Source organism: Arthrobacter sp. K5 (assembly GCF_040448525.1).
Lineage (GTDB): Bacteria > Actinomycetota > Actinomycetes > Actinomycetales > Micrococcaceae > Arthrobacter > Arthrobacter globiformis.
In genome coordinates this window covers 3,293,288-3,306,521 of the sequence record NZ_CP159279.1, presented here as the reverse complement: position 1 = coordinate 3,306,521, position 13,234 = coordinate 3,293,288, and the positions used below count along the sequence as shown (strand labels likewise).

The 13,234-nt window shown below is 66.5% G+C and carries 13 protein-coding genes; 4 read left to right on the top strand and 9 right to left on the bottom strand.

What is annotated here, in order from left to right:
* Positions 1–4: 4 nt before the first annotated feature.
* From ABRP34_RS15035 to ABRP34_RS15025, 3 genes are all read left to right on the top strand, one after another.
* Positions 5–1,030, top strand: coding sequence for a 6-phosphofructokinase (locus tag ABRP34_RS15035; RefSeq protein ID WP_353710804.1), 1,026 nt, complete (start codon positions 5–7; stop codon positions 1,028–1,030).
* A 310-nt stretch (positions 1,031–1,340) separates the two neighbouring features.
* A complete protein-coding gene (locus tag ABRP34_RS15030; RefSeq protein ID WP_353713376.1) occupies positions 1,341–1,934 on the top strand; it encodes a histidine phosphatase family protein in 594 nt (197 codons plus the stop codon).
* A 124-nt stretch (positions 1,935–2,058) separates the two neighbouring features.
* Entirely contained in the window at positions 2,059–2,769 is a 711-nt protein-coding gene (locus ABRP34_RS15025) for a hypothetical protein (RefSeq protein WP_353710803.1), read from the top strand.
* 97 nt (positions 2,770–2,866) lie between these two features.
* Here the strand turns inward: ABRP34_RS15025 and ABRP34_RS15020 are convergent, their stop codons facing one another.
* Positions 2,867–3,697 (bottom strand): PRC and DUF2382 domain-containing protein, encoded by an 831-nt coding sequence (locus tag ABRP34_RS15020; protein WP_353710802.1) that lies wholly within the window; start codon positions 3,695–3,697, stop codon positions 2,867–2,869.
* 198 nt (positions 3,698–3,895) lie between these two features.
* On the opposite strand from ABRP34_RS15020, the gene ABRP34_RS15015 reads away from it, so the two are divergent.
* Positions 3,896–6,055 (top strand): transglycosylase domain-containing protein, encoded by a 2,160-nt coding sequence (locus ABRP34_RS15015; RefSeq protein WP_353710801.1) that lies wholly within the window; start codon positions 3,896–3,898, stop codon positions 6,053–6,055.
* Between the two features lie 18 nt (positions 6,056–6,073).
* Here ABRP34_RS15015 and ABRP34_RS15010 read toward each other — a convergent pair whose 3' ends face one another.
* The 8 genes from ABRP34_RS15010 to ABRP34_RS14975 all read right to left on the bottom strand — a co-directional run bounded on the left by ABRP34_RS15010 (position 6,074) and on the right by ABRP34_RS14975 (position 13,234).
* The gene (locus tag ABRP34_RS15010; RefSeq protein ID WP_003800557.1) at positions 6,074–6,805 is read right to left on the bottom strand and encodes a GAF and ANTAR domain-containing protein; all 732 of its coding nucleotides are present in this window, start codon (positions 6,803–6,805) and stop codon (positions 6,074–6,076) included.
* A gap of 32 nt (positions 6,806–6,837) precedes the next feature.
* Positions 6,838–7,629 carry a DeoR/GlpR family DNA-binding transcription regulator gene (locus tag ABRP34_RS15005; protein WP_353710800.1) on the bottom strand — a complete coding sequence of 264 codons (792 nt, stop codon included), beginning with the start codon at positions 7,627–7,629 and terminating at the stop codon, positions 6,838–6,840.
* A 66-nt stretch (positions 7,630–7,695) separates the two neighbouring features.
* The gene (locus ABRP34_RS15000) at positions 7,696–8,376 is read right to left on the bottom strand and encodes an SDR family oxidoreductase (protein ID WP_353710799.1); all 681 of its coding nucleotides are present in this window, start codon (positions 8,374–8,376) and stop codon (positions 7,696–7,698) included.
* Complete coding sequence (locus tag ABRP34_RS14995) at positions 8,373–9,620, bottom strand: exo-alpha-sialidase (RefSeq protein WP_353710798.1); 1,248 nt, start codon at positions 9,618–9,620, stop codon at positions 8,373–8,375. The genes ABRP34_RS15000 and ABRP34_RS14995 overlap by 4 nt, the downstream gene beginning before the upstream one ends.
* A 3-nt stretch (positions 9,621–9,623) precedes the next feature.
* Positions 9,624–10,400 carry an aldolase/citrate lyase family protein gene (locus ABRP34_RS14990; protein ID WP_353710797.1) on the bottom strand — a complete coding sequence of 259 codons (777 nt, stop codon included), beginning with the start codon at positions 10,398–10,400 and terminating at the stop codon, positions 9,624–9,626.
* A 40-nt stretch (positions 10,401–10,440) separates the two neighbouring features.
* Complete coding sequence (locus ABRP34_RS14985; RefSeq protein ID WP_353710796.1) at positions 10,441–11,430, bottom strand: aldo/keto reductase; 990 nt, start codon at positions 11,428–11,430, stop codon at positions 10,441–10,443.
* 72 nt (positions 11,431–11,502) lie between these two features.
* The gene (locus tag ABRP34_RS14980) at positions 11,503–12,330 is read right to left on the bottom strand and encodes an ATP-binding cassette domain-containing protein (protein WP_003800545.1); all 828 of its coding nucleotides are present in this window, start codon (positions 12,328–12,330) and stop codon (positions 11,503–11,505) included.
* Entirely contained in the window at positions 12,323–13,234 is a 912-nt protein-coding gene (locus ABRP34_RS14975; protein WP_353710795.1) for an ABC transporter ATP-binding protein, read from the bottom strand. Before ABRP34_RS14975 ends, ABRP34_RS14980 begins: the two co-directional genes overlap by 8 nt.

Here is a 13,234-nt window from a genome sequence, read left to right as displayed (position 1 = left end):
GACCATGAAAATTGGAATACTCACCAGCGGTGGCGACTGCCCCGGCCTGAATGCGGTTATCCGCGGCGCCGTCCTCAAGGGCATCGCTGTCCACGGCCACGAGTTCGTGGGGTTCCGCGACGGCTGGCGCGGAGTGGTGGAGGGTGACGTCATCGAGCTCCCCCGAACCATGGTCCGCGGTATTGCCAAGCAGGGCGGCACCATCCTGGGCACGTCCCGGACCAACCCGTTCGAGAACGGCGGCGGCCCCGACGTCATCAAAGCCCACATGGACCGGCTGGGCATCGACGCCATCATCGCGATCGGCGGTGAAGGAACCCTCGCGGCCGCCAAGCGCCTGACGGATGCAGGGCTGAAGATCGTGGGTGTTCCCAAGACCGTGGACAACGACCTCGACGCCACCGATTACACCTTTGGGTTCGATACCGCGGTCCAGATCGCCACGGAGGCCATCGACCGGCTGCGGACCACCGGCGAGTCCCATCGCCGGTGCATGATCGCCGAAGTGATGGGCCGGCACGTCGGGTGGATCGCGCTGCACTCCGGCATGGCTGCTGGCGCCCACGCCATCCTCATCCCGGAACAGAAGGTCAGCATCGAGCAGATCGCCCAGTGGGTGAAGGAAGCCCATGCCCGCGGGCGCGCACCGCTCGTGGTCGTGGCCGAAGGCTTTGTGCCGGAGCACATGGAGAGCCCGCACTCCGAGCGCGGCCTTGACACCTTTGGCCGTCCGCGCCTGGGCGGCATCGCCGACCAGCTGGCACCGGAACTGGAAGCCCGGACCGGCATTGAAACCCGCGCCACCATCCTGGGCCATATCCAGCGCGGGGGCGTGCCGTCAGCCTTTGACCGCGTTCTTGCCACCCGGCTGGGCATGGCTGCCATCCACTTGGTGGTGGAGGGCCTGTGGGGCACCATGGTGGCCCAGAGGGGAACGGACATTGAACATGTGGTCTTCCAGGATGCTCTGGGCCGGCTGAAGACGGTTCCGCAGAAGCGATACGACGAAGCTGCGGTCCTGTTCGGCTGAACTGCCCGGGCGCTGGGGCACCGGGACGGGTATTGCTTTGCCTTGTCTGCCAGCCCCATGCGTCCCAGAAGCTCCATGACTCCGCCGTCCCGCCCGAAAACTGGGCGGATATCTGCGCGGCATGGAAGCGCTCATGGCCGGTGACGGCCGTGCGCGGTCGGAACTGCTGAAGACCATGTACAGCACGGAAGCCCTCCGGGCCATGGAAAGGTTCAAGGCGCTGCTAGCCGCACTGCCACCAGTACTCGGTCCTCGTCCAGGTCATCGCCCAAGCACTCCGCGAAGAAGGGGAATGACGCTCTCGGGCACAATGGAAGGCATGACCCTTACGACTTTCGCCCTCATCCGCCATGGCCAGACAGACTGGAACGCGCAGCGCCGGCTGCAGGGATCCAGCGACATTCCGCTGAACGACGTCGGCCGCGGCCAGGCGCGCGACGCCGTCGGCGTGCTGTCCGGACAGGGCTGGGACGCGATCGTATCCTCGCCGCTGAGCCGCGCGGCCGAAACCGCTGACCTGATCGCCGCCGGCCTGGGGCTCACAGTGGCCCGGCACGTGCCGGAGCTTACGGAGCGCAGCTTCGGACCCGCCGAGGGCCTGCAGGCCGGCCCGGAACTGGAAGCACTGCGCATTCCCGGCGGCTTCCGTGGCGCCGAAAGCGACGACGAAGCGGCCTGCCGGGGCCTGGCCGCCTTGGAGGCACTGGCCGAGGAGTTCAGCGGCCGCCGCGTTTTGGTTGTCGCGCATGGAACGCTCCTCCGCCTGACCCTCAGCCGTGCCATCGGCAGCACCCTAAAGAGCATCGACAATGCCGTGCTGAACCTGGCCCACCACCACGCCGTCGACGGTTGGCAGCTCGAATACTTCAACGGCGAACGGGTCGTGGAGGCCGCCCACAGCTGACGGATGTCGCTGCTGCCTCTGTCCCCGGCGGCCCGACAGGTCTACCTTTTTCCTATGGGCCGGGCAAGCAACAGGTGCGCCGGGCCGGATCAGGGTTTCTACTCAACGAGGAGTGGGACGGGACATGAAGGCACGAACCATAATCTTGGGGATCATCGTCGTGTTGCTGGTGGCTGGCGGGGCATTTTTTTACCTCAATAATTTGAGAACCAGGGCTGCTGACTACAATCCGCAGATCACGCCGGCTGATTTCACGACGAAGATAACCAATAAGTACTTCGCGCTTCCCGTCGGCAAGAAAATGACCTACGGGGCCGGCGGCGACAGGATCGAAATCGAGATCCTCAAGGAGACATTGGTCATCGAGGGCGTCGAAACCGTCATCTACCTGGACAAGGAATTCAAGAACGGGCAGCTCGTCGAGGAAACCAGGGACTACCTGGCACAGCACAAGAACGGCGATGTCTGGTACTTCGGCGAGGACGTGAACAACTTCAAGGACGGGAAGCTGCAGGATCACTCCGGCAGCTTTATCCACGGCCAGGACGGGGCGAAGGCCGGCATCTGGATGAAGGCCGAACAGCGCGTGGGCGACACCTATCGGCAGGAGTACTACCTGGGCCATGCCGAGGACATGCGGGACACCATCGCCATTGGCCAGACCGTCATGACGAAGATGGGCACCTACAGGGACTGCGTCAAGGTGGACGACTGGACACCGCTGGAGTTCAACTCGCGCGAGCACAAGTATTACTGCCCGCAGGTACGCTCGATGGTTCTGGTTGAGGAAGCCGGCGGCAAACGCGTAGAACTCACGAACATCGACCTGCCGTAGGCAGGCATGGGCCGCCCCCGGGACCAGCCCCGGCGGCGCGTGAAGGGGCGCGGGAAGGCCAGGGCCGGAACGCGGCCCCGGCCTTCACCAGTTCCTGCTACCGGCGTGTTTCGTCGATGCCGTCGGTGTCGATGCGTTCCTTCCGGACTTCTTCATCCACGGTCACCTCGTCCGTCACCGTTTCCTTATCGAGATGGACCCGCTCAGCCGGGACTGTTTGCTTCTCGACGACGGGACGCTCCTCATGGAGGGTCACCTCGTGTTCCTCTTCGCTGATGTCAGGCCCGGACAAAGCCGCACCCCGGTTCGCGTCCGTGATGGGCTCGCGCTCGATCCGGACCTCTTCGCGCTGCACCGGGACAGTCTTGGTGACGTTCTCGGTGGTGACGTACTTGCGAAGCCTGGCCCGCCCGGCTGCATGCCTTTCCGTGCCGATGTTCAGCCGCTCCTCGGACCGGGTCATCGCGTCATCGGTGGTGGGACCGGACGTGTCGCGTCCAACCGTTCCGGGGGCGTCGGCTGTTCCGGTCCGGGTGTCGCTGTACGCGGCATTGGCTGTATCGGCGTGTCCTGCATCTGCGCGGGTGCCCGTTCCCGTGTACTTCTGGTTCCCATCCAGGCCGTAGTGACCGAAGAGGCGGTCCTCTTCCGAGGGTTCGAGGTGGCCGTCCGTTTCTACCCTGGGCGCGTCTTTGACCTGGTCCTTGGTGTAGGGAACCACAATGTCGCCGCCCTGAACTCGGGCGCCCTGCAGCGGGACAAAGGATTCGGACGTCCCGAATAGGCCGGTCTTGACCGTCACCCAGGTCGGCTGGCCATCGTTGTCGTCGGCGTAGACCTGGCCGATGGACCCGATCTTGTTCCCGTCCTCGGAAAGGACGTTTCCGTTGCGCTGTAGCAGATCATCAATGTTTTCCGTGGTGAGCATGGCGTCTCCTTGGATCTCAGATGTTTTGGGGTTGGCAACGCCTCCCTGCAGGACGCCTCACCCAAATACACTAAGCATGCTTAGCATGCTGGTGGCAAGCATACTTATTAATTAGAGCGGGGGTCGCCGTCGTCTGGCCCGGCCGTCACGTGAAGCGTATTCTGAAGACACGCTTTTATTGGGGTGTGAACCGCAGTGATGGTACGCAAAAGCTTGGCATCGCGATCGCATTCGGCCTTCGCAAGGCTGCTCGGGTTCGTGGTGCTTAGTTGCGTCTGTGGAGCCTTGGTTGCTGCCTACTTCGTTCCGCAGATTGCCGCTGCCGGCGCCGCGATGAGCGGCTCGCTCAACTTCTATAACGGGCTCCCGTCCGACCTGACGGTGCGGCCCCCGGCGCAAACCACAAGGATCCTGACTTCGGACGGAAAGCTGATCGCCTCGTTCTACGAGGAAAACCGGGTCCGGGTTCCGCTGAAGCAGATGTCGCCATACATCAAGGACGCCGTGGTAGCTATCGAGGACAGCCGGTTCTATGAGCACAGCGGCGTCGACCCGGTGGGCGTCCTCAGGGCGCTGGTGAGCAACGTCTCCGGCGGGGACCGGCAAGGTGCGTCGACACTAACCCAGCAGTACGTCACCAACGTGGCCAATGAAGCCAAAATTACCTCCGGCCGCGAGGATGAGGTGGTCCTCAGCGGGGAGAAGACCTTTGGCGACAAAGTCCGCGAAATGAAGCTCGCCATTGAGCTGGAGAAGAAATTCACCAAGGACCAGATCCTCGAGGGCTACCTCAACATCGTGTTCTTCAGTCGCAGCGCCTACGGCATCGAGGCTGCCGCGCAGCGTTTCTACAGCGTCCCGGCGAGCAAGCTGTCCCTCCCGCAGGCCGCGATGCTGGCGGGGCTCGTCAACAGTCCCAGCCTCTACGACCCCGTGACGAACCCGGAGAACTCGCTCAAGCGGCGCAACCTGGTCCTGGACGCCATGCTGGCGCAACGCAAGATCACCAAGAAACAGCACGACACGGCCGCCGCCACCGGCGTTGGCCTGAAAATCCGTAACTCGAGGCAGGGCTGCGCCGCAGCCACCATCGCCCCCTATTTTTGCGACTACGTGTCCCATCTGATCCTCAACAACCGGGCTTACGGCGCGGACACGGAAGCCCGGGAGCAGAAGCTGTTCCGGGGCGGGCTCACCATTACCACCACCCTGGACAGCCGTCTGCAGGCGGCCGCCCAGGCCCAGGTGAACTCCACGGCCGGGGCCAATCCGGGCAAGTGGGGTGCTTCGCTGCTGACGCTCCAGCCGGGCACCGGCAAGATCCTCTCGATGGCGCAGAACACGGTGTTCCTCCCGCAGCCGGGTAAGTTCGATACCCAGCTGAACTTCAATGTGGATGCCAAGGACGCCAACGGCAACGACCTCAACGGTGCGGGCGGGTTCCAGCCCGGATCCACCATGAAGCCGTTCACGTTCGCCGAGTGGCTGCACCAGGGACGGAAGATCACCGAGGAGGTGGACGCCTCACGGCGGGAGTACCCGCTGGGTTTCCGCTGGCGGGATTCATGCGCCAAGGTGGTTGGCGGCTACAGCAGCAAGCAGCGCGCCGCCGGCCTGGAAGCTGCGGATGACCTGCAGAACGCGTCGGCGGGCTACTACCGCAGGATGCCCGCGAACTACGGGCTGTACAACTCCATCAACACGGCCACCTTCGCCGAGGTCGCACAGCTGGACATCTGCGGCATCCAAAAGATGGTGGACACCCTGGGCCTGCACAGCGGTCTGGACGGGTCCGGGATCAACATGCACCAGCTGGGCAACATACTCGGCGGAACCGCCGTGTCACCGCTCAACCTGGCCACCGCCTTCGCCACCTTCGCCGCCGACGGCCGCTACTGCGCACCGATCGCGATCCAGCGCATCACCGACTTCACCGGACGGGTGCTGGCCAGCCAGCAGCCGGCGTGCCGGACCGCCGTGGAGCCGAACATTGCCCGCGGTGTGAACTCGGTGCTGCAGGACGTGCTCAAGAAGGGTTCAGGGGTCTACATCGATCCCAAAGTCCAGAGCAAGGTCCCCGTGGCGGCCAAGACCGGCACCAACAACAGCAACGGCGCCACGTGGGTACTGGGCTACACCAGCGGCATCGCCACGGCCTCCTTCTTCGGGGACGCCCTGAACGGCCAGAAACGGCCCGGCAGGAACATCACCATCAACGGCAAGCACTACGACCGGATCGACGGCTACATGATCGCCGGGCCGCAGTGGGCCAACTACATGCTGAAGGTAGCCAAGATGTATCCGGCCAAGCCGTTCCCCAAACCCCCGGCCTCCATGATCGGCAAAGGGGCGAAGTAGCCCGGCGGTGGCCGAAGGCTACTCGAAATGTGTCTCGACAGCTGATCCCGTAAGCCTGCCCAGAAGTTCCATGGCGACGTCGCGCAGCTTCTGGTTCCGGTTGCTCGAAACTTTGGTCAGGATCTCCATGGCTTCCTTTTGCGAGCACCTGTTCTGCGCCATGATGACGCCGCAGGCAACGTCTATCGCGGTCCGGCTCTGCATGGCGGCCTCAAGGTTCTGCGCCCGGGCCTGGGCGGCCCCGATCCGAACCGACAGGTGCAGCGTCCGGCTGGCCAGGTCGCCGAACTCGACCGCCCTGTCGAAGAGCTCGGACGTGAACAGGCCGGGTGTGGGACCGAAAAAATTCAGCGCCGCACTGGCTCCGTCCCCAATGTCCAACGGCACACCGAGGCTGCTGTAGACACCGTGCTCGGCCAGCTGCTTCTGGTATTCCGGCCAGCGGTCATCCGTTCGGACATCGTTGAGCAATTCGGGAGCCATGGTGAAAAGCGCCCGGATGCACGGCCCGTCGCCGACGCGCTGCTCGATGTGGTCCAGCTCTACTGCGCGTGGGCTGCTGCCCGCAACGGTTGAAGTTTGCCTGCGCCGCTTCAAGGTGATGGCGCATTCAACGGCCGTTCCCGCCATACCGGTGAGGGTGGACGCAGCAAATCCGGCCAAACCCTCAAGGAAACCGTCAACATTGTCGGCCCCGATCAGGATGTCCTGCAGCTGCAGAACGGCCGAATCTTCGTTCGCTTCAGTCATTCCACAATGCTAGACGCTCCCCGGGTGCGGTCCTAGGCAGAAGCCTGTTGCCCGGCCGGTACCTGAACCAGCTGCACCTGCACGCCGGCCTCGCTGAACAGCGCCACCTGGCCCGGGTCAGCGCCGGAGTCCGTCACCAGGGTCCATGGCAGGGCGAGCTTCGCCCAGGCATGGAACGGGCGTTTTCCCAGCTTCCTGGAGTCGGCCAGGACATAGACCGCGTCGCCGCGCCGGGCCATGAGTTCCTTCAGCCTGGTCTGCGCGTGGTCCGCCTCGCAGAGCCCATCGTCGGCAGTGACGGCGTCGGCGCCCAGAAACACGCGGTCAAAGCTCATGCGTTCCAGGGCCGCCTCGGCAAGGGGACCCACGAACGTCTGGCTCACGCCGCGCAGCCGGCCGCCGAGGCAGTCCACCTGAATCCCCGGCGAGTCAGCGAGCTCCTGCAGCGTGTTGATTCCGGGCGTCGTGACGGACAGGTTTTCCCTCCCGCGCAGTGCGTGCGCCAGTGCACCGACGGTGGAGCCGCCGTCGAGCAGGATGTTCTCGCCGTCCTTCACCTCCGCGGCAGCCCAGGCCGCGATGGCGTGCTTTTGCTCGTACGCCTCGCCGGTCCGCTGCCGCAGGGACGGTTCAGGGTGCGCGCCCAGCGCTACGGCCCCGCCGTAGGTCCGCGTCAGCTTCCCCTCCTCGTTCAGGTGGGCCAGGTCGCGCCGGATGGTGGAAGCGGTCACCCGGAAATGCCGCGACAGTTCCTCCACAGACGCCAGCCCAGTGGTAACGGCGAGGTGGTAGATCTCTTCGCGCCTGGCTTTGGCGGTGGTCATCTGTGGCTCTCCTTTGCTGTCACCATCGTAGGGGTCGGGCGGCTGGGCGGCTTACAGCGCGGCACCTCACAGGGAGGCGCCGCCGCAGATCACGTAGTTCTGACCCGTGATGGACTTTCCGTGCGGCCCCAGCAGGAAACCGGCGAGCGCCGCAACGTCCTCCGGATCCACGAGCCGGCCGAGGGCCGGAAGCTTCGGCGGTGTGGCCGCCCGCCCGGGGTCAGCCAGCATGGGCGTGTCCGTGGGCCCCGGCGACAGCACATTGACCGTGATGCCGCGCGGGGCAAGTTCCTGCGCCCACGTCCTGCCCATGCCCATCAGCGCCGCCTTCGTGGCAGCGTACTGGCTCTTGCCGGCCGCGCCCGTGGAGGTCCGGCTGCCGATCAGCAGCACCCGGCCGCCGTCGGGCATCCGCGGCACTACCTCGTTGGCCAGCGCACTGGCAGCCCCGACGTGCACGGCGAACATGCCGGCGAGCGCCTCCGGGTCCAGCTCGCCCAGCAGCGCGGTGCGCTGGTATCCGGCGGCGTGCACCAGCGCGTCCGCAGGGTCAATCCTCGCCGCGGTCTCCGCCACCGACGCCGGGTCGGACAGGTCAGCGTGCAGCCACCGGAACCCCGGCCCCAGCGAGCCCTCGCTGCGGCTCAGCCCGGTGACGGCCCAGCCGTCGGCCAGCAGCCGTTCGGCGATCGCCTTGCCGATCCCGGAGCTGCAGCCCGTGACAATCGCGTGGCGGGTGCCGGTCACCGCTCGTCGCCGCCCGGTGTCGTGCTGCCCTCGTACGCCCACTGCGGGTCCACACGGACGTACTTGATGGCCTGCCGGAAGTAGGTGTACGCGATGTTCAGCGCACCGTCCGGGCCCTGGTGGACCGACGGGTAGGAATACTCCCGGTTCAGGCCATCGCGGGAGTTGTTGGAAAGGCAGTAGCCGTCCCCCACGTCGAGGTTGCGCCGGATGGGCCAGCTGCGGCCCGAATCCTCCGAGATGGCCAGCGTCATGGGCGAGCGCGGCGTCCCCCAGAAGGCGCGCCGCCCGCCGTCGTCCGTCCCGGCGCCGGCAGCCGGATCCGGTTCCGTGAGCTGGCCCTGTTCGGCGGCCAGGCCGTCGTCGTCAATTTCGTCGTACAGCGAGAGCCGCCGCTCGGTGTTCTCCTCCGCGCGGCTGTGGTTGTAGACCAGCGCCAGGCGGCCGTCGGCGAGCGCCGCGAACTGGATTGAGGAGTTGTTGTTGGGCAGCTCGGTGGGAACGGGCTCGCTCCACGTGGTGCCGTCATCGGTGGAGCGGGATTCGTAGATCGAGTCGGCCCAGCGGCTGCGGAACAGTGCCAGCAGCGAGCCGTCGGCCACAGGCTGGATGTTCATGTGGACGCAGCCCAGGCTGCCCGGCAGGATGTGCTCGCTCCAGGTGGCCCCGCCGTCGTCGGAAATCATCACGGCGCTGTCGTCGCTGTTGCCCACCCACTTCTCCCCCGGCGTGGTGATGCAGCGGAAAATCGGGATGATCAGGCGGCCGGACGGCAGCAGCACCGGCAACTGCCGGACAAAAACGCCGCCCGTTTCGTTGGCGGGGAACAGCGTTTCCACCGGCCCCCAGGTGCGGCCGCTGTCCGTTGAAGTACGACGGCGGACCTCCGCCGTGTCCTGGTTGCCCGCCTTCTGCGCGGTGTACAGGAGCCAGAGCGCCCCATTCGGCGCCGCGAACAGGATCGGGTTTTGCTCCGACCGGGTGGGGTCGTCCGACAGCTGCTGCGCCGGTGACCACTGGTCGCTGCCCGGCTCCAGGGTGGAGAACCAGATGGAGATGTCCGGCACGCCTTCCTGGGTGCCGCCGAACCATACGCAGCCGAGACGGCCGTCCGGCAGGGTCAGCAGGTTGGCGGCGTGGCTCTGCACGGTGGGCGCCGGCAGGTACGCGAAGTCTGCGCCGTCCGCCCGCTTCACGGCGCCGTCGGGCGTGATGGTGTTGTAGCCGGCGTTGGTTGTCCGCATTCCTCAGCCCTCCGACTTGGCGGCGGCCAGGTGCGCCTTGGCGGCCAGCTCCAAGTGGGTCAGGTCCGACGCGACGGTGGTGAACGTGTAGCCCTGGCGCAGCCGCTGGGCGGCGATCTCCCCGGCGGCGGTGTGGATTCCGGCGGCGATGCCTGCCGAGGCGGCCGCGTCGGCGATGGTATCCAGTGCCGCGTTGAACTCGGCCTCGATGGCGGGATCGCCCGGGAAGGCGCCGCCGACGGCGATGGCCAGGTCCGAGGGCCCCACGTAGATGCCGTCCAGGCCGGGCGTCGCGCAGATCTCCTTCACGTTGGCCAGCCCCTCGGGCGTCTCGATCATGGCAAAGACCAGGGTGGCGGCGTTGGCTTCAGCGGGCACCGGGCCGATCCGCAGGGCCGAGCGCATGGGTCCGTAGGACCGCCCGCCCAGCGGCGGGTACTTCGCGGCGGCGACGGCGGCCGCGGCGTCCGCGGCATTGTTGACGAGCGGGACGATCACGCCGACGGCGCCGGCGTCGAGCGCCTTGCCGATCGCGGTGAAGTCGTTGGCCTCCACCCGCACCAAGCCGACGGCGGTGTGCCCGGCGTCGATGGCCATCAGGCCGTTCAGCACGCCGGAGTAGCCGAGCAGCCCGTGCTGAGCGTCCAGGGCCACGTAGTCATAGCCGAGCCGGCCGATGCGTTCCGTTGCCACGGGCGCGTCCAGCACTGCCCAGTAGCCGACGGCCTGCTCACGGGCGCGGACCTTGCGGGCGAATTCGGTAGCGAGTTCAGATGTCATGTGGTGTCTTCTGCCTTCAGTTCGGGAATTCAGCGGGTAATCAGCGGTTGTAGGCTGGCATGGGCCCGCGGAGCCCGGAGCCGACGGCGTCGCACGCGGCGCTGACGTCCTCGGGCAGCGGGCCCTTGGCCACGGCGGCGATGTTGGAACGCAGCTGCTCCACCTTGGAACCGCCCAGCAGCATCGAGCCGACGCCGGTCCGGTAGGCGAGCCAGCGCAGGGACAGCTCGGCGAGGGTGATGCCTGCCCCTTCGGCGATGCCGGCCAGGGCGCTGACGGCGTCGAACAGCTGCTTGTCCCAGTAGCGCTGGGTGTACATGGCGGCCAGCTTGGAATCACCGAAGCGCCCCTCCGAGGGCTTGGCCTCGAAGCTGTGCTTGCCGGTGAGCAGGCCGCCGCCCAGCGGGTTGTAGACCATGGTGTGGACGTTGTGGGTGGCGGCGAACTCGAGGTATTCCTCCTCCACCCGCCGGGCCACCAGGTTGTAGAGCTGCTGCGCCACCACGGGGGCAGGCGCACCCACCTCGCGGGCAACGTGGATCACGTCGGCGATCTGCCAGGCCGCGAAGTTGGAGACACCCAGCGCCCCGATCTTCCCCTCTGCCGCCAGGTCCGCCACGGTGCGCAGGGTGTCCTGCAGCGGGGTGGCACGGTCCGGCTGGTGCAGGTAGAACAGGTCGATGCTTTCCACGCCGAGCCGGCGCAGGCTGCCCTCCAGGCTGTTGCGCAGCCCTTGCGGGGACAGCGGTGAGTGCTGGCCGTGGTCCGCGTGCGGCATTCCGGCCTTGGAGGCGAGGATGACCTCGTCGCGGCGCCCCTTGAGGAGGCGGGCGAGCATCTCCTCCGTCACGCCGCCCACATACGCGTTGGCGGTGTCGATGGTGGTGATGCCGGCGTCGAGCGCTTCCTCCACCATGCGTCCGGCGGTGGCTTCATCGGCGGTGTCGCCGAACGTCATGGTGCCCAGGACCAGCCGTGAGATGGGAAGCTTCAGTACTTCCACCGGGGTTCCTTCTGGCTGCTTGCTCATGCGTTGATTCTCCGTGGGTTGCAGTATCGGTCGTGGTCAGGGGTTCAGGTTCCAGAGGTTCGGGCAGCCGGTTCAGGCGCCTTTCAGCGCCAGCGACCGGACCACGTGACGGGGCTTGAGGCCGCGCATGGTGGACGGGTCCAAGGCGGCCCGGCGGAGCTTGCGGGTGTAGTCCTCCCTGGGCGCGGTCAGCACCTGCGCCGTCGTTCCGTGCTCCACGAGCTTGCCCCGCTGCATGACCATGACGCTATCGCTGATCTCCTGCACCACGCCAAGGTTGTGCGAGATGAACACGTAAGTGATGCCGGTTTCGTCCTGGATGGACTTCAGCAGCCGCAGCACCTGGGCCTGGACGGACACATCCAGCGCGCTCGTGGCTTCGTCGCAGACCAGCAGTTCCGGCTTGGAGGCGAGCGCCCTGGCAATGCCAATGCGCTGCCGCTGGCCGCCGGAGAACTCCGCGGGGTGGCGGTCCAGGGACTTGGCCGGCAAGCCCACCTGGTCGATCAGCTTCGCGGCTTCCTTGTGCCGTTCGGCCTTGGACCGGACGCCCTGCAGCTTCAGCGGTTCGGCCACGATCTCCTGCGCGGTGAGGTGCGGGTCCAGGGAGCCGTACGGATCCTGGAACACCATCTGGAACTTCGACCGGAGCGGCCGCAGCTTGGCTTCGCTCATGGCTGCGATGTCCGTTCCGTCCAGTTCGATCCGGCCGCTGGCCGGCGTCACCAGCCGCATCAGCGCCTTGGCAATGGTCGACTTTCCGCAGCCGGATTCACCGACGACGGCGATCGTCTTGCCTTTGTCCACGGAGAAGGAGACGTCATCCACGGCGCGGAACGTTCCGCCTGGCACGTGGTAGTCCACCACGAGGTTCTCGACGGAGAGAAACGGCTTAGTCATGGCTGGCTCCGGTGTTGGTCAGGGCGGCCGCTGCCGCTGCGTCGGGTTGCGTGTTGCCGGCAGGGGTTTCGTCCCACGGCCCCAGGACCGGCACGGCGGCCAGCAGGTTGCGCGTGTACTCGGTGGCCGGATGCTCCACGACCTGCTGGACATCGCCGGACTCCACGAAGGAGCCGTCCTTCATCACATGGATGCGGTCCGAGATGAGCCGGGCCACGCCGAGGTCGTGCGTGATCATCAGGATGCCGATGCCGCGCTGCTCCTGCAGTTCCAGCAGAAGGTCGAGGATGCCGGCCTGGACCGTGACGTCCAGCGCAGAGGTGGGTTCGTCGGCCACCAGGAGCTGGGGTTCGCTGGCCAGGGCGATCGCGATCAGCACGCGCTGGAGCATGCCGCCGGAGAGCTGGTGCGGGTACTTCTTCAGCTGCACTTCCGGGGTGGGAATGTGCACCTGTTCCAGCAGCCGGATGGCGCGGGCCCGGACAGCGTCCTTGTCCTTGGAGGCGGCACCGGCGATCCGGATGGCCTCGGAGAGCTGGCTGCCGATGGAATGCACGGGGCTCAGTGCGGTCATCGGGTCCTGCGGGATGAGCGCGAGGGTGCGGCCGCGGACCTTGTCGATGGCCTTGGGCTCGGCTACCACGTCCACGCCGTCGATGAGCACGGTGCCGGAAAGCGCCGCCAGATCGTCCGGGAGCAGGCGCAGGATGCCCATCGCCGTCGTCGATTTGCCCGAACCGGACTCACCGATGATGGTGACCGTCTCACCGCGGTGGATGCTGAAGTTCACGGAATCCACGGCCCGGATGATGCCGGCGTCGGTGATCAGCTCCACCTGGAAGTCGCGGACCTCGAGCAGGGCCGGCTCCTTGTAGTCCTTCGTGGCGGCGGGTTGTGCGGTCAT

Coding starts and splice junctions, on each gene's coding strand:
- ABRP34_RS15035 (WP_353710804.1), top strand. CDS start 5: ATGAAAATTGGAATACTCACCAGCGGTGGCGACTGCCCCGGCCTGAAT.
- ABRP34_RS15030 (WP_353713376.1), top strand. CDS start 1,341: ATGGAAGGCATGACCCTTACGACTTTCGCCCTCATCCGCCATGGCCAG.
- ABRP34_RS15025 (WP_353710803.1), top strand. CDS start 2,059: ATGAAGGCACGAACCATAATCTTGGGGATCATCGTCGTGTTGCTGGTG.
- ABRP34_RS15020 (WP_353710802.1), bottom strand. CDS start 3,697: ATGCTCACCACGGAAAACATTGATGATCTGCTACAGCGCAACGGAAAC.
- ABRP34_RS15015 (WP_353710801.1), top strand. CDS start 3,896: ATGGTACGCAAAAGCTTGGCATCGCGATCGCATTCGGCCTTCGCAAGG.
- ABRP34_RS15010 (WP_003800557.1), bottom strand. CDS start 6,805: ATGACTGAAGCGAACGAAGATTCGGCCGTTCTGCAGCTGCAGGACATC.
- ABRP34_RS15005 (WP_353710800.1), bottom strand. CDS start 7,629: ATGACCACCGCCAAAGCCAGGCGCGAAGAGATCTACCACCTCGCCGTT.
- ABRP34_RS14995 (WP_353710798.1), bottom strand. CDS start 9,620: ATGCGGACAACCAACGCCGGCTACAACACCATCACGCCCGACGGCGCC.
- ABRP34_RS14990 (WP_353710797.1), bottom strand. CDS start 10,400: ATGACATCTGAACTCGCTACCGAATTCGCCCGCAAGGTCCGCGCCCGT.
- ABRP34_RS14985 (WP_353710796.1), bottom strand. CDS start 11,430: ATGAGCAAGCAGCCAGAAGGAACCCCGGTGGAAGTACTGAAGCTTCCC.
- ABRP34_RS14980 (WP_003800545.1), bottom strand. CDS start 12,330: ATGACTAAGCCGTTTCTCTCCGTCGAGAACCTCGTGGTGGACTACCAC.
- ABRP34_RS14975 (WP_353710795.1), bottom strand. CDS start 13,234: ATGACCGCACAACCCGCCGCCACGAAGGACTACAAGGAGCCGGCCCTG.